The sequence below is a fragment of the Ensifer adhaerens genome, assembly GCF_013283195.1.
Taxonomy (GTDB): Bacteria; Pseudomonadota; Alphaproteobacteria; order Rhizobiales; family Rhizobiaceae; genus Ensifer; species Ensifer adhaerens_G.
Window position 1 is genome coordinate 605,519 of sequence record NZ_JABEKT010000003.1, and the last position, 22,665, is coordinate 628,183.

Sequence of the window (22,665 nt, forward strand, 5' to 3'; positions counted from 1 at the left end):
ACAACCGAACGACAAACGTAGCAGCGAACTCAGAGTAATCTCCCTGGCATTTTCCGAGAACGGAGCGGCCAATCCGGCGGCGTCATCCCCTTCCGGGACACCACATGCACGGTTCCTCGCGGCCTTCCTGTTCCGTCCTCCCGTTTCGATATGCGCGATCATCCGACGCTGGAGGGGGAATGTCCAAGATAAAGCCTATAGGCTTGCTCAAACTAAATCAGCTTGCTCGGTCGGAAGCAGGCGGTCGATCGTGTGCGCATAAGGGCCAACTTCCGTGGTCAACCGATCGACCATTCGGTCGATAAAGCGGAGAAACGGCTTCTCATCGGCAAACCCTCGATGGCTCGGATGGGCGAGGAAAAGCGTTCTTTTGACCGCAGGCCGTGCGATGCGCCGGGCCACGAGCTTGCCCTTCTTCACCTCCTCCGCGACGATGCCGTAGGGCATGATGCTCTGGGCAACACCATGCAGTACAAGCGCCTTTATCGCCTCGTTGGACTGCACCTGGTAGGTGATCTTGACGTCAACGGAAAGCCGCGACGCCGTCTCCTGGACACGTTTCCAGATGATGTCGCGATTGGAGACGAGCGCAAGGTCTCCGACTACCGCCTGGCGGAAGGAAATATCCCCCTCCTGCTGGCTGCCGTTCGGTGCGGAGACGTGCAGAAGATCCTCCTCAAGCAACGCAATGCGGCGGATGCCAGGATTGTCCTCGATGTCGTAGGCAAGCACATAATCGAGTTCGCCCCGCTCGAGCGCATCTGTCAGCACGAAGCTCAGCTCCTCGACCACTTCCAATGCGATATTTGGCAACTGGGCATTCGCCGCCACGAGCAATTCGGTCCCGATCAGCTTCAAAATGCTCGGCGTCGCGCCGAAGCGGATGCGAACCTTCTCGCCGCCGAGCGTGATGAGATCGCGGCGTGTCTCCTCTATGCGCTGCAGGATCTCGATCGCCCGCTCGTAGAGCAGCATGCCAGCCGGTGTCGCGCTGACCCCCCGTGAATGGCGGTCGAGAAGCGGGATCTGCAGGCTGTCCTCGAGATTGCGGATCTGGATGCCGAGCGCCGTCTGGGCCAGGTTGAGCTGTTCGGCCGCTCGAGTGATGTTGCCGACTTCAACGACTTTGACGAAATAGGCGAGCTGCCGCAGCTTCATGGCATGTCCCAGCATGTGGTCCTCAGTAGAACTGATCGAAATGAACCTGGGCCGATGGTACGCCAAGGTCAACCAGCATCTTCTGGATGGCCTGCCCCATCAGCGGCGGGCCCGCAAAGTAGATTTCGCAATCGCGCAACCGTTCGGAAAACAGGCGCTCGGCCACCTCGTGCACGAAGCCGCGGTGCCCGGCCCAGCCGTCGTCGCCGCCGGCCGATATCGCCGGGTGGTAGCGTATATGGGTGCCAAATCGCGGCAGTTCGGCGAGCATATCTTCGCCGCAGATATCCTGGGCCGAGCGCCCGCCATAAACGAAATCGACAGTGCGCCCGGCAAAAAGCGGCGAGGCTGCAGCAGCCCGCGTGACCGAGATCATCGGCGAGAGACCCGAACCACCGGCAAGACAGATGATATCGCGCTCCGCATCCTCGCGGAAATAAGCCATCCCGTATGGCCCGTCGATCTTGATCCGGTCGCCGACCGAAAGCGCGCCAAACAACTTGCCCGTCGCGGCACCGTTCGGTACGCGCCGGATCTGGAAATGCCATTCGTCGGCATCGGTGTTTGCCATCGAATAGGCGCGGCTGCCCTCAACGCGCGGCAGATCGAGAAGCGCGTACTGGCCGGCAAGGAATGGTTGGGGACGATCGAGCCTGAAGCGGAATTCGCGAATGTCGTGGGTGATGTCGCGCACCGCGACAAGAACGCCCGACTGGCGAACCGGCGACACATGGCTCTCATATTGCGGCATGAACCGGAGCTTGACCGTGCAGTCTGCAAGCGGCCGGGCCTGACAGCCGAGACGGCGTCCCCTCTCCCGATCACGATCGCTCAAACCCGGCGCATTGGCGCGCAATTCCTCGATTTCGCCTTCCAGAAGATCGAAGCGGCAATTGCCGCACGAGCCGACGTTGCATTCATAGGGAAAACCCAGTCCGGCCCTAAGCGCTGATCGCATGATCGTATCGTCATCTGCGCATTGCCACCGGATGTCGCTTCCCTTGACTGCAATCGTCGGCATCTTCAGCTCCCTAGGTCATGATGGTAGGCCGCCGTGTATCCAAGGCGGGATGATATGGTTGCAACGGCCGCCAGCAGCGGCTGCGAAAAGCTCTCAAGCGTCTCCATCGTCAGCCTCTGGAGTGGCCCCGCGATACCGACCGCGCCGATCACGGCTCCGGTGGAGTCGCGCACCGGCGCGGCAATGCCGCGAATGCCGGGTTCATTCTCCTCGTCCTCAAAGGCAAAACCGCGCTCGCGCACCTCGGCAAAGATCGCTCTCAGCCGCTCGGGGTCGGTGACCGATTTTGGCGTGCGCCGCTTCAGTGGCCCCGAAAGGATGTCGTCCACCACCGACGGTGGCGCGAAAGCAAAAATCGCTCGGCCTACCGCGCTGCAATAGGCCGGCTTGCGTGCACCGAGCTCCGATTTCATCGCCAAGGCCTGCGGACTTTCGAGATCGTAGATGTGCATGACCTCGCCGTCCGAGGGGATGCCGAGGATGATCGTCTCGCCCGTAAGCTTGCGCAGATCGAACAGATGCGGTCGCGCCTCGTTCGGCAGATCCATGCGCCGGCGAACCAGCGTACCCAGCGCAAAAAGGCCGACGCCGAGGCGGTAGCGCTCCGTCTGGGGGTTCTGCTCCAGCAGTCCTTCCGCCACCAGCGTTTGGGCGAGCCGGTGCACCGTGCTCTTTGCCACCTTGAGCCTCTTTGCCAGCGCGCTGACGCCGATCTCCACTTCGCTCTCGGTAAAGGCCTTGAGGAGATGAATGGCGGTCGCCACGGACGAGAGGCGGTTGCGCGTTGCGCGGTCTTTTTCCTGCTGCTTGTTCGGTGCGTTCATGATCGGGTCATCCGTTAGTAGGCTCATGGCTCGTCCTTAACATAGTTGCGCCAGTTTCCCACAACGCCCCGATCGACCTCAGACCCTCAGCGCACTCAGCATTTCGCTGACATATTCGACACCATTCGAGATCACGAGCATGGCCGCAAAGGGCCGCATGTTGATCAGCGTGCGCGAGAGCATCTCGTAGGAAACTTCCGGCGCGCTGAGCACCAGCCCGGTCGGCAGCTTGTTGCGCACGAAACAGGCATTGCCGATAACTTCAGCCACCTCGGCCGTTGCACCCGCGGTCGCCACCATAACGATCACATCAGCATCTGCGACTTCGTCCGCGAGATTGACATGGCTGCCATCCAGGCCCTTAAGAACGGCATCGACCGGCAACATATGCAGCGTCTCGCTCGCAGGTTTGGTTTCAACAAATCCAAGGAAATGCGCGTCGCTCCATTCGCGGCCGGCCAACTCGACCAACACCTCGAAGCTTGCAGCATCGAGCGCGATGATCCGCGATTTACGTGGGCGCGAATTGGGGTAGCCGACGCGGAAGCGAGCTTCCTCCGCGGAACTGAAACGGGCGCTTTCACTCATTCCAAGCTGCATGGGATGATCTCCTCCGATCAAAGCGATTGTCTTTCGCCGCAGCGGCCGGCCCTTTGGAAGGAGGGCCGGCATCGCTTTTCGTCAGACGCTCGTCGGCGCCTTGCCTTCAATAACGACCAGCGCCTCTTCGGCGACATCGACATAGGACTTGTCGACTGGCAGCACGATCGCAGCCGAGCGGACGCGGTGATGGGCCGGGTCGACCCCGGGAGGCATGGTGCCCTTGTCGCGCAGCGCACGTGCCGCCTTCATCAGCCGATGCCGGGCCATGATGATGCCGTTGTCGGTCGAGACGAGGTTTTCCTTGGAGCGATCGACGATCGGTCCCATGCTTTCCTGCAGCGAAGCGTCCTGCATGGCTATGCCCTCGACGCCGGAGTAAGTCGTCCCCTTGCGTTGGGCCTCTCGGTCCATCAGGTAATCGTTGTCCTTGTTGGCAAGCGGCCGGTAGGTACCGGGCACATAGGCGACGTGGATGCCCTTACCATCAATCATCGCCTGACGCTCTTCCTTCGTGAGCGCTCGTTCCGGACGATAATCGAAGCTCCACGCCCAGCAGTTCTCGTCATCGATCGGGATCCAGAAGTGGCCATGGACCGGATGGTTGCCGCGGGGCGGAACCATGGTGAAGGAGGGCATGACCCAGGGAGTGACGCGCCAGTAGTAGTGGCCTTCCTCGGCATTGCGGCGCGCGCCGATGTAAAGGCCGCCCTCGCTGTCGGTCACTTCAAAGAACGGACGGGCATCGGACATATTGTACTTGTTGCCACGCGCACCTTTGAAGAGCGGGTCGCTGTTCAGGCTGCCGCTGTGCAGCCAGGAAACGTGGCTGGAATCGATGCCGCCCTCCATGGCCTGCAGCCAGTTGCACTCCTGCCAACGCTTGGACGTGAAGGTCTGCTCGGAAGGCACCAGCGAAAATTCCCATTCCGGGTGCGGTGGCTCCTTCTCCGCAGGCCCCATGTAGGTCCAGAGGATGTCGCCGATCTTGATCAGCGGATAGGACTTCAGCTTGATCTTGCCGCAATAGCCGCTTTCTTTCGGCTCGGACGGAACTTCGACGCATTGACCCGTCCGGTCGTATTTCCAGCCGTGATAGGGGCAGCGCAAACCGCCCTGCTCATTGCGGCCGAACCAAAGCGAAACGCCGCGATGGGCGCAAAACTCATCGATCAGACCATAGCGCCCTTCGCTATCACGGAAGGCGAGCAAGCGCTCTCCGAGCAACTTGACGCGCACCGGGGCACAGTCGTTGTCCGGCAGCTCCTCCGCCAGCAGCGCCGGGATCCAGTAACAGCGAAACATCTCGCCCATCGGCGTGCCGGGGCCTGTCTGCGTCAATAGATCGTTCTGGTCCTTCCTCAGCATTCTCTTTCCTCCAGATCGGGGCTGCCTGCGCAGCATTCCCGTTTGCCTTGCCGTCTCTGCTGCCGCGATGGGCAGGGGTTGACGTTCTCGAATGATCGGGTATTCTCTTGTTGTTCCTTTATACGGAACATCGTTTCTTCTTAAGGAACGTACTCGCTGAAGGAGGCGCCGTCAAGCGCCGCATCAATCTCGAAGGAGGAACCGGGAAATGGCTGAGGCAATGACCAGGATCAGGCTGTGTTCGACTGACGACGTGGATTGGGACAGTGCGATCCGCATTGAGGAGGGCGACCTCATCCTCGCCGTGTTCAACGTCAACGGCGCGTTCTACGTGACCGATGACCTGTGCACGCACGGGCCCGGCTCGCTCTCGGAAGGTTATCTCGACGGCCACACGATCGAATGCGACTTCCACAACGGCGCGTTTGACGTGCGCACCGGTGAAGTCGTTACCCCACCCTGCATGCTCCCCGTGAAGACCTACAGGGTTGTCCTCGAAAACAATGACGTGCTGATCGAGGTCTAGTCCCGCCAAGAGGCGATCCGCTTGCTACTCTTAACAATTCGTATAATGTGGGATTTATTCAAAGTGGAGGATGGAATGGCACTGCATAGACACGCGGATCATCAAGCGGAAGCAATCCCTTCTGAAGAAGCGCTAAGGCTCGACGTATCCATGAGCACACGGCTGCTCAACAGTATGAAAATCCTGGAGTATAGCGGCCATGTCTCGGCCCGTCTGTCGGGAGGGAATACGTTCCTGGTCCAGCCCCAGAACAAAAGTCGCGCCGAAGTCAGCCCCGAAGACCTGCTGGTTTGCGACCTCGACGGCACGGTGGTAGCGGGCACGCCCGGCGTGAAGCCACCGTCTGAAATATTCCTCCATTGTGAGATTTATCGCGCCCGCACGGACATCCATTCGATCGCACATTTCCATCACGACGTGACGAATGTCTTTACCCTCGTCGAGGGCGTGCCGCTGCTCCCGTTCAAGAACCATGCCATCCGCTGGAAAAGCGGCATTCCGGTGCATCCCGATCCGGCCCACGTCGACGACGCCGAACGCGGCCGGGCGATCGTAAGCACGCTCGGACCGCATCATGCGATGCAGATCCGCGCCCATGGCCAGATCGTTACGGCCGAGACGGTAAGGGGCGTGTTCATCGATTCTGTCCATCTCGTCGAGAATGCGGAAGCTGCCTATCGTGCCTGCGCGCTTGGAATGGCCAAGCCGCTGACCGCGGACGAGATCGAATCCTTCTCACACAGCTTCCGCCGTGGTCATCATATCCGCAAGCTCTGGAGCTACTACACGCTCGGTGCGATCCGCGAAGGCGTCTTCCCCGAGGCCTGGGCTGCCTGAGACTGCGCGGCCATCATTCAAAACCGCTTGATGGCCGTGCGTTGCTGACACACAATGGCCGCTGCTTTCGCCCCCGATGGCTGAAGCAGCGGCGGTTCTCGCCGCTTGCAGATCCGAGCCGAGACATATGTTGCCGCAAGACTATTCCCTTTCTGGTTCCACCGAGACCTTTCACACAACATCCTCCGCCTTCAGGAGGCATGCCGCTTGAACAGCCATGAAAAAATGCTCGGCCTTCTCGACCTGTTCGACGGCGAGGAGAATGCGGTCGCCGTCACCATCGACGAGATGCACGAACGGCTGGGTTATACCCGTTCGACCCTCTATCGATACCTGAAGACGCTGACCGATGCGGGCCTGCTCACCTCGCTTCCATCGGTCGGCTATATGTTGGGCCCCCGTATCGTCGAACTCGATTACAAGATCCGCACCGGTGATGTGCTGATCCGCGCCGCTCGCCCGGTCATGGAAGAGCTGGCCGCACAGTTTCGCGGCATTACGCTTCTTTGCCGCCGCTATCGCTTCGAGGTGCTCTGCGTCCATCAGGAAAGCGGTACGGATGCGATCCGTTCCGGCTATGAGCGCGGCCGTCGCCGTTCGCTACTGCACGGAGCTGCTTCGCTTTCGATCCTTGCCTACCTGCCCGATCACCAGCTTCGCAAATTCCACGGCGAAGCTGCGGCCCAGTTTGCCGCGGCCGGTTTCGGTGAGACCTTGAAGGATGCCAAGGCGATCCTTCGCGAGCAACGCCAGCGTGGCTGGGTCAGCACCGCAGGCGACGTCACCCCCGGCGTGACCGGCATTGCCGCCCCCGTCCTGGATGGGCGCTCGGAAATCCTTGGCAGCCTCAGCCTGACCATACCCGACGGGCAACTGCAGGCGAAATCGCTGGAGGATATCGCCGAACGTGTCGCGTTTTGCGCCGGGGTGATCTCGAAAACCATCGCGCTCAGCTGACGCGTTCTGGTCGCGTCCGGTCAGAAACAAGCCCTTTCCGAAATCGCACTACCGCCGCTTTGGGCATCTGTTAGCGTCTTTTCCAACAGGGAGAGAGGGTGCGCGGCCGTGCCGGCAGCGTCGAATGCACTCCCGCACAGGATGGATTTGAGAGGAGACGAGCGATGCACCAGGACCCACTCGGCGGCGGCACCGGCACGCACTGGCATGAGCCAGCCGGCAACAAGAAGGCTGGTTTGGGGGAGTTCAAGAAGCAACCCACCCCCTATGACCAGTTCATGGTCGACGAGGGCATTCCGATCTTCCGGGACCTCGGAATTCCGAACGTCCGCGACATACCGCTCGCCCCCTGGAAACGCACCGGCGGCCGTGGCTCCTACATCCAGCTTTACGGCACCGAGACCAAGTGGGGTCACCATGTCGTGGAGGTGCCCGCTGGTGGCGCACTCAATCCTGAAAAGCATATGTATGAGGAAATCTACATCGTGGTCGAAGGCCGCGGCTCGACCGAAGTGTGGCTGGAAGGCGAAGGCAAGAAGCATGTCTTCGAATGGCAACAGGGCTCGATGTTCTCGATCCCGATGAACGCCATGCACCGTATCGTCAACGCCACGAACAAGCCTGCCCTTTTGATGGGCGGCAACACCGCGCCGAACGTGCTGAACCAGATCAACAATGTCGAGGCGGTGTTCAACAACCCCTTCATCTTCCGCGACCGCTTCTCCGGCGCCGACGACTTCTACAAATACCGCGAAGAGATCGAGCCCGATCCGGTGCGCGGCCTTGCCATGCGCCGCACCAACTTTCTGCCGGATGCAGTCAATTGCGACCTGCCACTCGACAACCGCCGTTCGCCCGGTTACCGCCGCGTCGAACCGTTCATGACCAACAACCAGTTCTATTTCTGGATCGGCCAGCACGAGAACGGTCGCTATTCCAAGGCGCATGCCCATACATCGGCCGCGATCCTGATCTGCCTGAGCGGTTCGGGCTACACTTACACCTGGCCGGAAGAGTGCGGCGTCAACCCTTGGCGGGACGGCCATGCGCACCGCGTGCGCCGGCTCGATTACGGCCAGTTCGGCATGGTGACGGCCGCTCCTGGCGGCGCGCGCTGGTACCACCAGCATTTCAGCGTCTCGAAGGAACCCTTCAGGCTCCTCGCCTGGTTCGGGCCCCACAATCCGGGCCGCGATCCGGGCGCGCCGGGCGAAAAGCACACGGACTACACCGCCATCAATGTGAACGAGGGCGGCACCGCCATTCCTTACTGGATGGAAGACCCCCATATCCGGCAGGAATACGAGGCGCTGTTGAAGAAAAATGGCGTGGAAGTGCGCATGAAGCCGGAATGGTATGAAAAGCCGGCCGACACCTCCACCAAGATGTCCGACGTCGTCTGATCCATGGCCGACGACGAGGAACAGCAGGGCGGCCGCATATTCTTTTCAAACATCGGCCGCAGCATGGAGCTGGAGGACGAGATCGTGCTGACGAGCGTTGGCATCGATATCGGTTCCTCCACCTCCCATCTCGCCTTCTCGCGCATCGTGCTGGAGCGGCTCGACACCCGCTATATGGTGGTTGAACGCACGCTGCTGCACCAGTCAGACGTGTTGCTCACCCCCTATAGCGGCGACAATGAGATCGATGCTGAGGCACTGGGCGCTTTCATCGCCCAGCAATATGCCGCGGCCAATCTGAAGCCCGAAGCCATCGACACCGGTGCGCTCATCCTGACAGGCGTCGCGGTGCGCCGAAAAAATGCCCGTGCCATCGGCGACATCTTTTCGGCCCAGACCGGAAAGTTCGTGGTCGTCAGCGCCGGCGACGGACTGGAAACCACGCTTGCCGCCTTCGGCTCGGGCGCCGTCGCGCGCTCGGCCAAGGACGACATCCGGGTCCTCAACGTCGATATCGGCGGCGGCACGTCCAAACTTGCCCTTTGCGAAAGCGGCACTATCCGCCACATCAGCGCCATCGACATCGGCGCACGCATCATCGCCTTCGATGAAAGCCGCCGCATCACCCGCATCGAGGAAGCTGGCCATCACTTCGCCGGCCGCGCAGGGGTGCCGATCGCGTTCGGAGAGCCCCTCAGCGAGACCGATGCGCGCAAAATCGCTGAGATCATGATCGATTGCCTGTTCGAGGCCATGCAGGGTGGGAAGATGCTGCCGCAGACGGTCGCCTTGCACCGCCTGCCACCATTGCCGAATGGCTCGCCTCCCGATATCGTCACCATCTCCGGCGGCGTCTCGGAATTCTTCTATGCCAAGGACGAGCAAAGCTTCAGCGATCTTGGCCCTCTGCTTGCCGTAGCATTGCGCGAAAAGCTCGCGGGCTGGCCGCCTGCGCTGGAAGTGCCGCAGCAGGGCATCCGCGCCACCGTTGTCGGGGCCTCGCAATACACGGTCCAGGTCAGCGGCAGCACGATCTTCGTTGAGCCACTCGGACTGCTTCCGGTCCGCAACGTGCCTGTGATCAAGCCGCAGATCGTCTTTTCTGAAGACATCGACGCCGAAGCCGTTGCCGCGACAGTCCGCGATGCGCTTTCCCGCCTCGATCTCGCCAACGCAGAAAGCCCGGTCGGCCTCTGCTACGAATGGGAGGGTTCTGCCAGCTACGGACGCCTCGATGGCTTCTGCCGGGGGATCGCCGAGGGGCTTTCGCCGATCCTTGCCAAGGGTCATCCGCTGATCCTCGTCGGCGAAGGCGATATCGGCGGCCTTATCGGCATGCATTGCCAGCAGGACACGGGCGTAGCGAAGGTCATTTCGATCGACGGCATCAAGCTTGATGAGTTCGACTTCATCGATATCGGCGCCATCCTCGAAACCTCCGGCGCCGTGCCGGTGGTGATCAAGTCGCTGGTCTTTCCGAGCCTTGGTCTCGGCCATGAAGCCCTCGAGAAACAATAGCGCTTCGCCGCGGGCCGCGATCCCGACAGGAGTTCGCGGCCCTTTGCCGTCAATGGCCCGTGGCCATGGCAGCGAGCGCTGCAGCATCCTCCGGCGCCCTTTGACCACGCCAAACGACATGCATGTCAGGCCGCAGCAGGATCAGGTCGAAGCCATAGATGTCTCGCGCCTTCTGCCCGGCGATATCGAGCGTTGCAAATGGAACACCCCGCGCGCGAAAAGCCTCCGCGAGCTTGCCGTCGTCCGCGCCAGTTCCACCAATCCGCAGCAGGGTATAGCCCGACCCAATCAGGTCCTGCACTGCCATGTCGTTTTCCAGCCAGAGATGCGGCAGACGCGCTCCCGGCCAGGTCGTCGGGTGGTATTCGCGAAAAAGATGCTCCGGGCCGCCCGGCTCGTCGGTAATGACGGGCGAACCGACATAGCGGTAACCCAGTTCCGCGCCGATCATCTCATTGGTCTTGCGCTGCTCGACGTCGGCTATCCGCGCGAGATTGTCTCGGGTCGCCTGCCCTTCAGGTGTCGAATCCCGAATATCGGGGCGATATTGCGAGCGCCATCTGCGCCGTCCGAGCGAGGCATAACGCGACGCCCCGACGTTCCTGTCGCCCACCTGCCTTCGCTCTATCCCGTAAGAGCCGAGAAGTTTGGGGCCACCCCAGCCCTGCAGCACCGCCGCAAGCTTCCAGCCGAGGTCAACCGCATCGCCGACGCCTGTGTTCATGCCGAGCCCACCGGTCGGTATGACCAGATGGGCGGCGTCGCCGGCAAGAAACACCCGACCCAAGCCATACTGATCGGCAAGCAGGAGGTTCTGCTTCCACTGTCCGACATAGAGCATCGAGTAGTCGACCGGCGCACCCACAGCCTTTTCGAACTGGGCAGCCATGTCCTCGTCACGTTCGACCACAGCATGAAGCGTCCAGTGTTTCGTCGAATCCTGCATGATGAGGAAGGTCGCCTGCCCATCTGCCACATGGTAGTGCCGCCCCTTGCCGGGACCGTCCCCGAGCGGAATGCGGTCGTAGAGCGTGTCGCTGTGGTAGAGCGCCTGACGCAGATGCAGGAGGTTGCCCTCGCCACGCAGCTTGATGCCGAGTTGCTTGCGCACCGCGCTCGCACCACCATCGCAGCCGACGAGATATTTCGCCCGGATCGCGCTCCTGTTGCCCTTGCCATCCAGAACCCTGGTCGTCACGCCGCCCGGGTCCTGTTCCAAAGACAGGAACTCGCAGCCATAGCGCACCGCAACCGAGGGCAGCGCCTCGGCAACCGACTTCAGCAGCGGCTCGAGCGTGTACTGCGAGATCAACTGGTAGGCTTCGAGCGGAAGCGACGCATCCTCGCTGCAGGCAATCTCCTCAAGCGCCTGCGACACGGAGGCGTAATGCAGGCGAAGCAGTGGTGGCTCGTTCATCGCCAGCACCACATAAACATCCATCGGCACCGATGCATTGAGCCCTGCCGCTCGTATCTTCTTCGACAGGCCCATGCGGCGGAAGATTTCCATGGTGCGTGCGTTGCAACGCTCCATCTTCGGCAAGAACTCAGGGCCTTCCTTCTTCTCGATCAGGGTGCAACGTACCCCTCTCTGCCCCAGGTCGATCGCAAGTGTCAGCCCGACAGGACCTGCTCCAACGATAATGACATCAGTTTCATTCATTGTGGGATTCCATGAAGCTATGGCGATCGTTGTCGACCGGAGTTAATGCGGCAAACCTTTGTGCACATAGTAGTCATCGACTGAAATCTTCGTCAATCGTGACTATGCAAAAATCTCAAATTATAGGATTATGTAAAATTTACTAGACAAGCAAAAGCACGTGAAGCATGGTGCTGACACGGCCCCGAGGAGGCACAACGCAGGAGGAAGCATGACGAAAAAGGTGCAAATAACGCTGGCTTGCGGCGATTACGAAATCGTCCGCGCCCTCAAGGAGGGCGAGATCAGTCCTGATGGTATCGACCTCACTATCCTGACGGAGATGGATTCCACCACCCGGCACTGGCGTTTTCTACGCAACCGGGAATTCGACGTGGCGGAGGTATCGCTCTCCTCCTACATCGCCGCCAAGGGGCGCAACCTCCCTTTCGCGGCGATCCCGGTCTTCCTGCACCGGCGCTTTCGCCACGGCTTCATCTTCACCAACACGGCAAGCGGCATTCGCGAACCGACGGATCTGATCGGTCGCAAAGTCGGCGTAAAGAACTACCTCGTCACCGCAACTCTCTGGCAGCGCGGCCTCTTGGAGAGCGAGTATGGCGTACCCCACACCTCGATGGATTGGTATGCGGAGCTGGACGAGGACGTCGATTTTATCCCCCCCACCGGTTTGCGGCTCCATCGCCTTGCAGACGATAAATCAGTCGAGCAAATGCTGGTCGATGGCGAGATCGACGCCCTTCTCCACCCCGACCTGATCGAACCCGTCCTGCGAAAGGACCCCCGTGTGGGTCGCTTGTTTCCCGACTACAAACGCGATGAAATCGGCTACTTCGAGCGCACCGGCATCTTCCCGATCATGCATGTGCTCGGCATCCGCCCTGAGATCGTCGAGCGCCACCCCTGGGTACCGATCAACCTTTATCAGGCTTTCACCGAGGCCAAGCGCATCGCCATGGAACGCATGGAGAACCCGCGCATCGTGCCGCTCGCCTGGTATCGCGAAGCCTGGGAGGAACAACAGGCAATCCTCGGCGACGACCCCTGGGCCTATGGCCTTGGTGAGCAAAACCGTAAGACGCTGGAAACGGCCGTCGACTACGCCCACCAACAGGGCCTGATCGATCGCAAGCTCGACCTTTCAGATCTCTTCCTCGACCTCTCGCAGGGCCGCAAACGCGGTGACAAACACCGTGTGTAGCGCCTGCGGCACGCCCGCTGGGGTCAATCGCTTCAAGCCTGCCTGGCAGGCGGCGGATTGTAACATGCAGCCGGACCAATCAGAGGCAACAGCCATGCATGAAGACCTGAAACAGCGCATGATCGAGGCGGGCCGCATCCTTGAACAGGCAGGCCAGGGCGACTGGACCCGCGGTCACATCTCCGTTCGCGTTCCCGATTGCGCGGACCGCTTCTACATGAAGGCATCGAAGATCGGACTTGAGGAAATCACCCTCGACAACATCATCACTGTCGGCCTCGATGGCGAAAAGATTGCAGGCGACCACGGCCGCCACAACGAAGTCTACATTCATTCCGAAGTGCTGCGCGTCCGCCCCGACGTCAATGCGGTCGTCCACACCCACGCACCCTATGCCGTGAGCTTTTCCGCACTCGGCAAGCCGTTGCAGGCCGTCGGCCACCCAGGCTCGATCTTCGCCGAAGGGCTTCCGGTGTTTTCGGAAACGACCCAACTGATCACCACCGCCGAGCGTGGGCGCGCGGTTGCCGCGACGCTCGGCACGCACGACGCCATGCTACTGCAAAACCACGGCCTTGTTACCGCCGCCGCCACGATCGAGCAGGCGATCTATTTGGCTTTGTCGCTTGAAACCGCCTGCATGATGCAGCTCTGGGTGGAGGCCGCCGGCGGCGCCAAGGCGCTCGGCAATCCCGAGGACATCAGGGCCAAGCGCAAGCACATGTTTCGCGAAGAAATGTTCAAGGCGACCTTCGCCTATCTCGTGCGCCGCCTGAAGCGCGGCTGATCGCATCATCGCAAAGCTATGGAGGAGACCGCATGCACTATGTCGATGCATTCAACCACTTTTTCCCGAAGGCCCTTTGGGATCGCATCCAGAAGCTGGAGGGCGCAGGCAAGGATATCGGCCGGCGCATGCAGGGCGTTCCCTGCATTTACGATCTCGATGTCCGCTTCCGCGTTATGGACGAATTCCGCGACTATACCCAGATCCTGTCGCTCGGCATGCCGCCGCTGGAGGCGATGGGCGGCCCGGAGCTTTCGACAGAGTTTGCCCGCATCGCCAATGAGGGACTCGCCGAACTGGTGGAGAAACATCCCGAACGGTTCGCAGGCTTCGTCGCTGCCCTGCCGATGAACGCGCCGGAAAATGCCGCCAGGGAAGCCGAACGCGCTTTCACCGAGCTTGGCGCCAACGGCCTGCAGATCCACACCAACGTCAACGGCGCACCGCTTGACGAGGAGCGTTTCTTTCCGATCTTCGAAGTCGCCGCGCGCCACGGCAAACCGGTTCTCCTACATCCCTCGCGCGGCGCCTCGATGCCGGACTACGCGACCGAGGACAAATCGAAGTATGAGATCTGGTGGACCTTCGGCTGGCCTTATGAGACCAGTGCCGCCATGGCCCGCCTCGTGTTCTCGGGCATTATGGACCGGCTGCCGGACCTTCGCGTTCTCGCCCACCACATGGGCGCGATGGTGCCCTATTTTGAAGGGCGCGTCGGCCCCGGGTGGGATCAACTCGGCAAGCGCACGACAGATGAAGATCTCACTCTCGTACTGAAACGACTAAAAAAACGCCCGCTCGATTACTTCAAGGATTTCTATGCCGACACCGCGGTCTTCGGGTCCCGCGCAGCCACGCTTTGCGGACTGGAGTTCTACGGTAGCGACCGCATTCTCTTTGCTTCCGACTCGCCTTTCGACCCCGAAAAGGGCCCAGGTTACATCCGGGACACCCTGAAGATTCTGAACAGCCTGGACCTGCCGAATGAGGACATGGAAAAGATCTGCTTCAGGAACGCAGAACGCCTCTTTGGTCTGAAGACGAAGTAAAATCGCACACAAATAATACGCTAGCGCCTTGGTAGCCCGACAACTCTTGAGATTGCCGGGCGTTCTGATGTCGATTTGCGGCTCAATCAAACTCGGAGCGTTTAGATCGTCATTGGACTACGCGCTCCGCATTGCTTCAGGCAACCCGCCTCATTTCCTGAGCCATCTCGCCAGGCGAAGCTGTTGATCCGGTGCGGAACCGCTGGACCTGCCGCGCCAGGTCATCGGTCTCCCGCGCCAGCGATCGGGCGGCCGCCGTGGTTTCCTCAACCATCGCAGCATTCTGCTGGGTCACCTTGTCCATAAGATCGGCGGCGACGGAGACCTCCTTGAGGCTCGTCGCCTGTTCCCGTGACGTGCGGGCAATCTGCGAGACAACGCCGTTCACATCGGAAACCTGCACCACGATCTCGCACAACGACGTGCCCGAAGCCCTTACCAGCTTGACGCCCTCGTCGACCTGTCGGCTCGAAGTCGAGATCAGATCCTTGATCTCCTTGGCCGCTTCGGCCGACCTCTGAGCAAGACCGCGAACTTCCTGTGCGACCACGGCAAATCCGCGCCCGGCATCGCCCGCACGCGCCGCTTCGACACCGGCATTCAGCGCCAGAAGGTTGGTTTGAAAGGCAATTTCATCAATAACGCCAATGATCATCCCGATCTGGTTGGAAGAGGATTCGATCGCCGTCATCGCCTCGACGGCCATAGTGACGATCTCACCACCCCTGCGGGCGTTCTCCTGTGCGGTGGTCGCAAACTCCTGCGCACGACCCGCGCCGATGGCCGCATCGTCAACCCCACGGGAGGCGTCTGATAGGGCCGCCACTGTCTCTTCCAGGTTCGCTGCCTGCTCCTCCGTACGCTTTGCAAGATCGTTCGATGCATCGGAGATCTGGGCTAGCCCAGCACGGATCGTGCCGACCGAGGCCACGACCGAACCGATCGCCTGCTCCATTGCAGCGACAGTATCGTTGAATTTGTCGCGAATGGTCTCGAACTCCGGCGCCACGTGTTCTTTCATGCGGATGGTGAGATCGCCATTCGACAGTTCGGTAAAGCAAAACTGGACCGCATCGACGAAGCCGCGCAGGCCCTGTTGCCGAACATTGTCGACGGCGAGCTGGCGTGTACGTTGCTCTTCCTGCACGCGCCGCGCCGATACCGCATCGGCTTCCAAGCGGCGGTTTTCGTCGACTGCATCGCGAAAGACCCCGACGGCCCGTGCCATGGCGCCGATCTCGTCGCTCCGGTTGTAGCGATCGAGCGCGATATCGGTGTCGCCGCCGGCAAGCTTCAGCATCAAATTGGTCATCGCTAAGATCGGTTTGCCGATCAGCCTGTTCAATAGCCAGCCCAATAGCACCGAGGCAAAGATCAGGAAACCTATACCAGCACCAAGTGTGACTTTGGTCGCGAAGTTCGCCTTGGCCACCTCGTCGGCAGCGTTGTCCATTGCCGTGTGTTCAGCCGCACGCAGCTCCTCGATGATCGTCTGCGCAGGGTCTATGTAGCTGTCGGCCGTATCCGACATCGCGATGTCCACGGCCTGCGCAAAGGTTTTTTCCTTGAGCGCTTTGCCCATGACCGGCTCAAGGACCTTCAGCCGCCACGTGCCGACGTGGTCGAGCATGATCTTCATCTTCGCTGCAACTTCGCTGTCGCTCTCAGCTGTCTTCCTGGTGATGTCGACGTTCTTCAGCAGGCTTGCATAGTGCTTCTCGATGCTGTCGATGTAGCGCTTGTCCCTGCTGACCAAAAGGCCACGAACCGAGCTTTCAAGGCGTGCCATAGAAAGTCGGATATCGGTCGCCGCCGCGACGATGCGCCCATGAACCTCGCTTGCCCGGCCGGCTTTTTCTACGGTTACCACCTGCTGATGGACCACCGCCCCGATGCATCCGGCTGCAACGACCAGAAGGGCAAATGCCAACCCCAGTTTGCGTGCAGTCTTCAAATCCCTCATCCCCATCATCCGCATCCCCCAGTGCCATGCAGCAGTCAGATCTGCCACAACCCAGGCAAGTGCCTGCTGCCCGGGAAGATTGCTAGATATGGCCCGTAAACAGCGCCTTAATCGAATGGGCCGAGTGCGAAACGATTATTTGAGGGCAGCAAGCGCAATTTTCGCTTGCATTTCGAATCCGACCGAGCGCGCGAAAATCTGCTGTGGCAGCGCACGGTTTCGACCCGCAGAAACAGATTGAAGCGGCGACATAGGCCGGCATCTCTGCCGGTTACCTCTCCGCGGGGACAGGCTGGACAATGCATATCCGAGCCGCCGCTCGATTGAAGTGCAGCTCTTCGGCGACCGCAATGACTTGCGAAATTTGGCGTAGCTCCAGGGTCTCCACCACATTTTGTTGTCATCGAACACCACGCATCGCACATAGACCCGTGTGGTTTGCCATGAACAAAATGAGGGCATGGATACTTTTGCCCTGAACCTGAAGCGCCGCGCTGAACAACTCGGGATTTCAAACGCCGAGGTCGCTCGACGCTCCGGGTTGAGCGATCGGCGCTATGGAAACTACGTCAGCGGAGTCCGCGAACCGGACCTTTCCAGATTGGTCCGTATAGACGAAGTCCTGGGTATCAGCGTCGACGAGCTGCTGGGCGTGAATACTACCGAAAGCAAGGTCCGCACTGTCGAAGAGCAATTCCAATACCGCATCGCTGTCGCGCTCAAGGCTTTGAAAAGCGAAGACCCTCAGCGACTTGTCCTGATGATCGAAGCACTAGCATCATCGCTCCCAAGCGCCTGACCTTCGAGGAAGTTTTCCACTTCGCCTATCCGCGCAACAAGCCTGTCGTTTTGCACTTAAACCTGAGACTCGCGTCGCAACGATTTCAATAAGGGGAGCGGGAAAAAGGTGGGGGTAAGAAGTTTCGCGTAAGCAGGTGCCTTTTCTGAAGGGGCAATCGTTGGCGTCGCAATTAAAGATGATCATCTTGGTCGACCTTGTTGGCATTGACGGCTTGTCGCAGCGTTGCGAAATTGCCAAGGTCGACCGGTCTCTCGACGGGGCCCGTCTCAACGATTTTGGCCTCTCCCTCGAAGAAGCCAAGAAGATACAGCGGCGCCTACAACAGGAACTGACGCAGTTTCAGACGGATCAAGCCGCCCAGCGAGATCGGAAGTGCCAAGACTGTAACCGCCGTCGCTCAGTGCATGATAATAGGTACCGTACGATCTATTCGCTCTTTGGATCTTGCCACGTGCGTGTGCCGCGGTGGCGCAGCTGTGCATGCGGATCGACCGCGAGGTTGGGCACGGGAAGCGTCGAGACCCTGTTGAATGGCCGAGCTACCCCGGAGTTGGAGCGGATCCAGGCCGAACTCGGCTCCCGGCTGTCGTTTCGAGAAGCCGCCCGTGTGCTTGATCTCTTTGTGCCGGCCGCGCGACCACATAATCATCGGACCGTCAGCAACCGGCTCGCCAAGGTCGCCGATCAGATCGAAAAGTGGGACGTCGCCAGCCCCTATCGCATCAGCCGAGCCAGCGAATCCGCCGTTTCCGTTTTCATTGATGGTGCCTACATTCGCGCAGTTCCCGGATATCAAAGCCGGCATTTCGAGATCGCGATGGGACGCGTTGTTTCACAGGGTCGGCCACCGCGTCAATTCGCGGCTGCGCCGAATGTAGCTACCGGCAAACACGATATCGTTCGCGCAGCGATGCGCGCACAAGGATGGCTGCCTGGCCGAGACGTCACTGTCTTTAGCGATGGTGAGGTCGGGCTGCAGAGTATCGTCCTCAGCGCAACACGCCAGCCCATCACGCATATTCTCGACTGGTTTCATCTATCGATGCGGCTGCGGCATATTGAACAGGCCTGGGAGGGCATCAGGCATCTGCAAAATCTGGATGTCTATCTGCAAAACGTCGCGGTCCATGTCCCCAGGCTTCGGCATCTCCTCTGGAGCGGATATGTCCGAGAGGCAAGCGAAGCCGTAAAGCAGATGCTCGCCCAATTGGATCAGCATCGCGGTTTTCGCGACGCCCCCGGCAAAATCAGGCGCCTATACGAGCTGATAAACAATCTCGGCACTTACCTGGGGCAGAACGCAGCTTCGATCGTCAACTACTGTCGGCGATACTGGTCCGGTCAGCCGATATCCAGTTCGCCGGCCGAAAGTGCCGCCAACAGCCTCGTCAATGCCCGTATGAATAAGAAACGGCAAATGCGTTGGACACCGATCGGCGCTCATCGGGTTCTTCAAGTCCGAGCCGCCGTCGCGGACGGCCGTCTCAAACAGGCAAGGCTCAATCTCGCAGCCTAACCCCCAGCTTTTTCCCGCTCCCCGGAGGTCTTCGCAATTGCACTTAATCTGAGATTCTCAGCCCACAGAATCTCAAATTAAATGCCAACCAAGAAAGGAACGGCCGCATTCTTACTTTCAAGTGCCAAACGACATTATACCACTGGTTGTTCCGCTCTGCATCCACAATGCCCGACTGGCCCCTCGCTTTCAAGCTTTTTCAGTGCCGCCGCCCACCGACCAGCCAGGACAATTTTCATCAACGAAGCGTGAGTGCCCCGGCGCAGGCGCGAGCACATTTGCTTCGTGGTAAGCTTGCCCTCTCGCCCCATGCAGCAATGGAACATTTCACCTCGCTCATAGATCGGCGACATTGGTTTGAAGGGATAACCGAAACTCTCCGGGGCCTATTCTCTCCGCGGGTGACATCCCCAATCCCGGTCCTTTCTCACTTCCGCGCGAGTTCATACCTCTGCCTAGGCTCGCCGCATCCGACAGACGAGCGAGGAACCGGCTGCACGCAACGAAACGTCAGTGGAGTGGAGGAAGAGGGGCGTCTGGTGCTTGAAAGGGTCAAGGGGCAGCGCCAGCCCCGGTCCTCCCTTTGCGCCCGAATCTCGCGGCGTAATACGAAGGACCAGAATGCGCGCTTCATTCGCAAGCTGAACATGAAAAGCCGCGCCGCCCTGCGCTTTAAGCGCGGGTTCACCCGCTTGCATGATTGCGGGAGCCCAATTCGTTGAATGGGCTTCTGATCTGAAACTACGTTAGTTTGGTGTCAGCCGCGGGCTTTGCTAGCATTCGGATTGAAGTTCACCAGCAGAGATTTCAGCTCAATTTCGCGAACGCGCCCGGCTGCTTCGCTCGGGCTCACCCAGTCGAAAACGCGTTGCCCTCGTTCTTTGAAATCGGTGCTGATCTCTGTCACCTCAATCTGAAACATCTCCACGATGCAGGGGGCAACATTGCCATCATCGAGTTCTTTCAGGTAGGTATAACTGCCCACGGACTTCTTTTTCACCTTACCGCGCACGCCGGCTTCTTCCCATGCTTCGATAGCCGCCGCTTCATAGGGCTTCTTGCCCTTCATCGGCCATCCTTTGGGGATGATCCATCGCCGACTTTCACGCGAGGTGATGACCAGGACCTCAATCTCGGAACCACCCTCCTTGTAGCGGAAGCACAGAGCACCGCATTGCTGGCGAAATGTTGTACCGAACAGCTTGTCCGGGTTTCGAGCAAGCTGTTGGAGTAGCATCTCTGGATTGCCCGCCGTGGGCTGACTGCGTGGCTTCTCTGACTTCATGAGAATTGAAGGTCTCAAATTTCCCTTTCTATCTCAATCGGCCATGTTGTTTTATGACAGTTCTATGACAATCATCCACGCACAGGGAGAGCGTATAATGGGCGATCAACCGCCAAGCTATTCATGCTTTTGCCTCAAACACCCGTTCCTCAGCCAAAAAATAAGATAGGACTCGTGCTGGCGTGCGCCGCGACGTCCGCGGACGGTGCGTGCCTCGCACGCGACACCATGCTTGAGACCTGTCGGAAGCTCGGTCTGTCGTTCTGGCAGTATCTCGGCGACCGCATTGGTCTCGAAGGCCGGCTATTCCGCCGCTGGCTGCCCTGGCGCAGCAAGAGCCTAGGCGTCCCTCCCCTACGATCAGGTACTGGTACTTCCTCAGCCCATGGTATGATCCGCATCGCGACGCGCTTCGCCCATCAAAAGTGGCATGGCCACCAAATTTGTGGATTTAACTTTGTCGATTCAAACCGCAAAATGTCATATGCCCGTTAGCTTTAGCCGGTAGATGCGGTCTTTTTTTCCACTAACGATTTCAGTGAAACTCTGCAAGCGATTGCACAACCGAACCTCGACGGCGGCTCGCGCGATTTCGGACGAGCAATGGTCGACGGCGAGTCGTGTAGCCCGTGAACTGGACAAGATTGTCGATGGCACCGGTCCGATACAAGCTGCCGCTGACCGGGCTGCGGCCGAGCTACGGCTGTCCGTGCGGCAAGTTTACAATCTACTTGCTCGATACCGCAGCGACCGGACGGTCACTGCTTTGCTGCCGAAACCCGGCGCAAGCGTCTGCCGGACGGGATCGAGGCAATCATCAGCGCGACGCTGCGCGAGCAATGGCTTACGCTCGAGGCGCCTCCACTCGCACCCGTTGTCGCCGAAATCCGTGCGCGCTGTGAAGTAGCCGGCCTTGCCCTGCCGTCCTATGTCACCGTCGCCCGGCGCATCCCCGCACTATTTTCACCCGAAGAGATCGCCAGAAAGCGGTCGGCCAATCCAAAGCACCTGCTGCGGCTGAAGCCGCGACCAGGCTATATCCATGCGCCGCACTCGCTCGACGTCTGTCAAATCGACCATACGCCGATATCAATTTCGTCGAGGTTGTCGACGGAGGCGGACTGTTCGTTGGCCGTCCTTACCTAACGATCGTCACCGAGGTTGCGACTCGGTCCATTCTCGGCGTCTGCCTCGCACTGGAAAAACCTTCGGTCCTGTCTGTCGCACTTTGCCTTGCCCAGGCCCTGTGCCCGAAAGAGCCTTGGCTTGCGGCCCGCAACCTCGACCATGCCTGGCCGGTATTCGGCCGGCCAAAACTGCTCGTTACGGACTCGGCGAAGGAATTCAAGGGGTATGCGTTCCAACGCGGCTGCGATGACTATGGCATTCGTATCCGCTATCGCGATCGTGGCCGCGTGCATCAGGGCGGTGTGGTCGAGCCCCTGCTGGGCAAGCTCAACGCTATTCTCGCCGCATATCCCGGTTCTTCGGGGCGCTCGGTGGCAGACCGCGACGAATATCCGTCCGAGCGGCGCGCGCGCCTGCGTTTCGCGGACTTGGAGCGATGCCTCGCACTTGCGGTCATCGATCACAATCTTCAGGAAAACGCCAAGACGCTGAAGGTGCCGATCACGGAATGGCAGCGCAACAGCGCTGCTGTGCCCCGCTTCGATGACGATCCGCAACACGTCCTGTTGTCGTTTCTGCCGGGAACTGAGCGGCAATTGTCGCCGCAAGGGATCAGCATGTTTGCGTTGCACTACTATGCGCCGTGGCTTGGTAGTCTCATTCCGCAGCGCGACCGGCTCGGAAAGCTGGAGGTGCGAAACGATCCGCGGGACATCAGCCATGTCTACGTCCACGACCCGGAAGCCCGACAGTTTTGTCCCGTCGAGCGGCGCGATGGCCAGTTGACGTCACTGACGTTATGGGAGCACGAGGCCAACCGCGCCGGCCGGCGTGCCGCAAATCACCGCTCAAGCAAAGAGAAAGTGGCGCTCGCCGTGAGATTGCAGCCATTGTCGAAGCGGCGAAACCGTCAAAGCGCCAATTGCGCGATGCCGTGCGCAGCGCGCTCGCCACCGCAGCGGCAAAGCCCTATCAGGCAATGCAGCCACCAGTGTCTGGTCCCACGCAACACCCCGTGCGCCAGAAGCGCCGGTTGCCGGTGGAGGATTGGTAGCTCCG

General features: G+C 60.1%; 17 protein-coding genes and 3 pseudogenes. 11 read left to right on the forward strand and 9 right to left on the reverse strand.

Translation table 11 applies throughout. The features are described 5' to 3' along the window. Window positions 1-207: 207 nt before the first annotated feature. From LPJGGPFB_RS25910 to LPJGGPFB_RS25930, 5 genes are all read right to left on the reverse strand, one after another. Window positions 208-1,173 (reverse strand): LysR family transcriptional regulator, encoded by a 966-nt coding sequence (locus LPJGGPFB_RS25910; protein WP_173422780.1) that lies wholly within the window; start codon window positions 1,171-1,173, stop codon window positions 208-210. A 7-nt stretch (window positions 1,174-1,180) separates the two neighbouring features. After that, window positions 1,181-2,179 carry a 2Fe-2S iron-sulfur cluster-binding protein gene (locus tag LPJGGPFB_RS25915; RefSeq protein WP_173422781.1) on the reverse strand — a complete coding sequence of 333 codons (999 nt, stop codon included), beginning with the start codon at window positions 2,177-2,179 and terminating at the stop codon, window positions 1,181-1,183. A gap of 2 nt (window positions 2,180-2,181) precedes the next feature. Beyond that, the gene (locus tag LPJGGPFB_RS25920) at window positions 2,182-3,030 is read right to left on the reverse strand and encodes an IclR family transcriptional regulator (protein WP_234903048.1); all 849 of its coding nucleotides are present in this window, start codon (window positions 3,028-3,030) and stop codon (window positions 2,182-2,184) included. Window positions 3,031-3,081: 51 nt separating this feature from the next. Beyond that, window positions 3,082-3,603: a hypothetical protein gene (locus tag LPJGGPFB_RS25925; protein ID WP_173422782.1), complete on the reverse strand. Its 522-nt coding sequence runs from the start codon at window positions 3,601-3,603 to the stop codon at window positions 3,082-3,084. 81 nt (window positions 3,604-3,684) lie between these two features. Then, window positions 3,685-4,971: an aromatic ring-hydroxylating dioxygenase subunit alpha gene (locus tag LPJGGPFB_RS25930; protein WP_173422783.1), complete on the reverse strand. Its 1,287-nt coding sequence runs from the start codon at window positions 4,969-4,971 to the stop codon at window positions 3,685-3,687. A gap of 208 nt (window positions 4,972-5,179) precedes the next feature. Here LPJGGPFB_RS25930 and LPJGGPFB_RS25935 point away from each other — a divergent pair, with 208 nt between their 5' ends. From LPJGGPFB_RS25935 to LPJGGPFB_RS25955, 5 genes are all read left to right on the forward strand, one after another. After that, on the forward strand, window positions 5,180-5,497 hold the full coding sequence (locus LPJGGPFB_RS25935; protein WP_173422784.1) for a non-heme iron oxygenase ferredoxin subunit: 318 nt from the start codon (window positions 5,180-5,182) through the stop codon (window positions 5,495-5,497). 75 nt (window positions 5,498-5,572) lie between these two features. Beyond that, window positions 5,573-6,334 carry a class II aldolase/adducin family protein gene (locus LPJGGPFB_RS25940; RefSeq protein ID WP_173422785.1) on the forward strand — a complete coding sequence of 254 codons (762 nt, stop codon included), beginning with the start codon at window positions 5,573-5,575 and terminating at the stop codon, window positions 6,332-6,334. A 207-nt stretch (window positions 6,335-6,541) separates the two neighbouring features. Next, on the forward strand, window positions 6,542-7,291 hold the full coding sequence (locus LPJGGPFB_RS25945; protein ID WP_173422786.1) for an IclR family transcriptional regulator: 750 nt from the start codon (window positions 6,542-6,544) through the stop codon (window positions 7,289-7,291). Between the two features lie 164 nt (window positions 7,292-7,455). Next, window positions 7,456-8,694, forward strand: a complete 1,239-nt coding sequence (locus LPJGGPFB_RS25950) for a cupin domain-containing protein (protein WP_173422787.1) — start codon at window positions 7,456-7,458, stop codon at window positions 8,692-8,694. A 3-nt stretch (window positions 8,695-8,697) separates the two neighbouring features. Then, entirely contained in the window at window positions 8,698-10,212 is a 1,515-nt protein-coding gene (locus LPJGGPFB_RS25955) for an ethanolamine ammonia-lyase reactivating factor EutA (RefSeq protein WP_173422788.1), read from the forward strand. A 49-nt stretch (window positions 10,213-10,261) separates the two neighbouring features. On the opposite strand, the gene LPJGGPFB_RS25960 is transcribed toward LPJGGPFB_RS25955, so the two are convergent. Further along, entirely contained in the window at window positions 10,262-11,875 is a 1,614-nt protein-coding gene (locus LPJGGPFB_RS25960) for an FAD-dependent monooxygenase (protein ID WP_173422789.1), read from the reverse strand. A 211-nt stretch (window positions 11,876-12,086) separates the two neighbouring features. Here LPJGGPFB_RS25960 and LPJGGPFB_RS25965 point away from each other — a divergent pair, with 211 nt between their 5' ends. The 3 genes from LPJGGPFB_RS25965 (at window position 12,087) to LPJGGPFB_RS25975 (ending at window position 14,912) form a co-directional block, all read left to right on the forward strand. After that, window positions 12,087-13,076, forward strand: a complete 990-nt coding sequence (locus LPJGGPFB_RS25965) for a substrate-binding domain-containing protein (protein WP_173422790.1) — start codon at window positions 12,087-12,089, stop codon at window positions 13,074-13,076. Window positions 13,077-13,170: 94 nt separating this feature from the next. Next, window positions 13,171-13,863, forward strand: coding sequence for a class II aldolase/adducin family protein (locus LPJGGPFB_RS25970; protein WP_173422791.1), 693 nt, complete (start codon window positions 13,171-13,173; stop codon window positions 13,861-13,863). Window positions 13,864-13,895: 32 nt separating this feature from the next. Further along, complete coding sequence (locus tag LPJGGPFB_RS25975) at window positions 13,896-14,912, forward strand: amidohydrolase family protein (protein ID WP_173422792.1); 1,017 nt, start codon at window positions 13,896-13,898, stop codon at window positions 14,910-14,912. Between the two features lie 136 nt (window positions 14,913-15,048). On the opposite strand, the pseudogene LPJGGPFB_RS25980 reads toward LPJGGPFB_RS25975, so the two are convergent. Then, window positions 15,049-16,722, reverse strand: a pseudogene (locus LPJGGPFB_RS25980) (methyl-accepting chemotaxis protein); the annotation flags it as partial. 442 nt (window positions 16,723-17,164) lie between these two features. Next, a pseudogene (locus LPJGGPFB_RS33330) lies at window positions 17,165-17,254 on the reverse strand (LysR family transcriptional regulator); the annotation flags it as partial. Between the two features lie 81 nt (window positions 17,255-17,335). Between LPJGGPFB_RS33330 and LPJGGPFB_RS25985 the strand changes: the two are divergent. Together LPJGGPFB_RS25985 and LPJGGPFB_RS25990 are read left to right on the forward strand one after the other, a co-directional pair. Continuing rightward, entirely contained in the window at window positions 17,336-17,674 is a 339-nt protein-coding gene (locus LPJGGPFB_RS25985) for a helix-turn-helix domain-containing protein (RefSeq protein WP_173422794.1), read from the forward strand. A 160-nt stretch (window positions 17,675-17,834) separates the two neighbouring features. Then, the gene (locus tag LPJGGPFB_RS25990; RefSeq protein WP_173422795.1) at window positions 17,835-19,193 is read left to right on the forward strand and encodes an ISKra4 family transposase; all 1,359 of its coding nucleotides are present in this window, start codon (window positions 17,835-17,837) and stop codon (window positions 19,191-19,193) included. A 757-nt stretch (window positions 19,194-19,950) separates the two neighbouring features. On the opposite strand, the gene LPJGGPFB_RS25995 is transcribed toward LPJGGPFB_RS25990, so the two are convergent. Beyond that, window positions 19,951-20,478, reverse strand: a complete 528-nt coding sequence (locus LPJGGPFB_RS25995) for an NUDIX hydrolase (RefSeq protein ID WP_173422796.1) — start codon at window positions 20,476-20,478, stop codon at window positions 19,951-19,953. A gap of 508 nt (window positions 20,479-20,986) precedes the next feature. Between LPJGGPFB_RS25995 and LPJGGPFB_RS26000 the strand changes: the two are divergent. Continuing rightward, window positions 20,987-22,660, forward strand: a pseudogene (locus tag LPJGGPFB_RS26000) (transposase). Window positions 22,661-22,665: the final 5 nt, after the last annotated feature.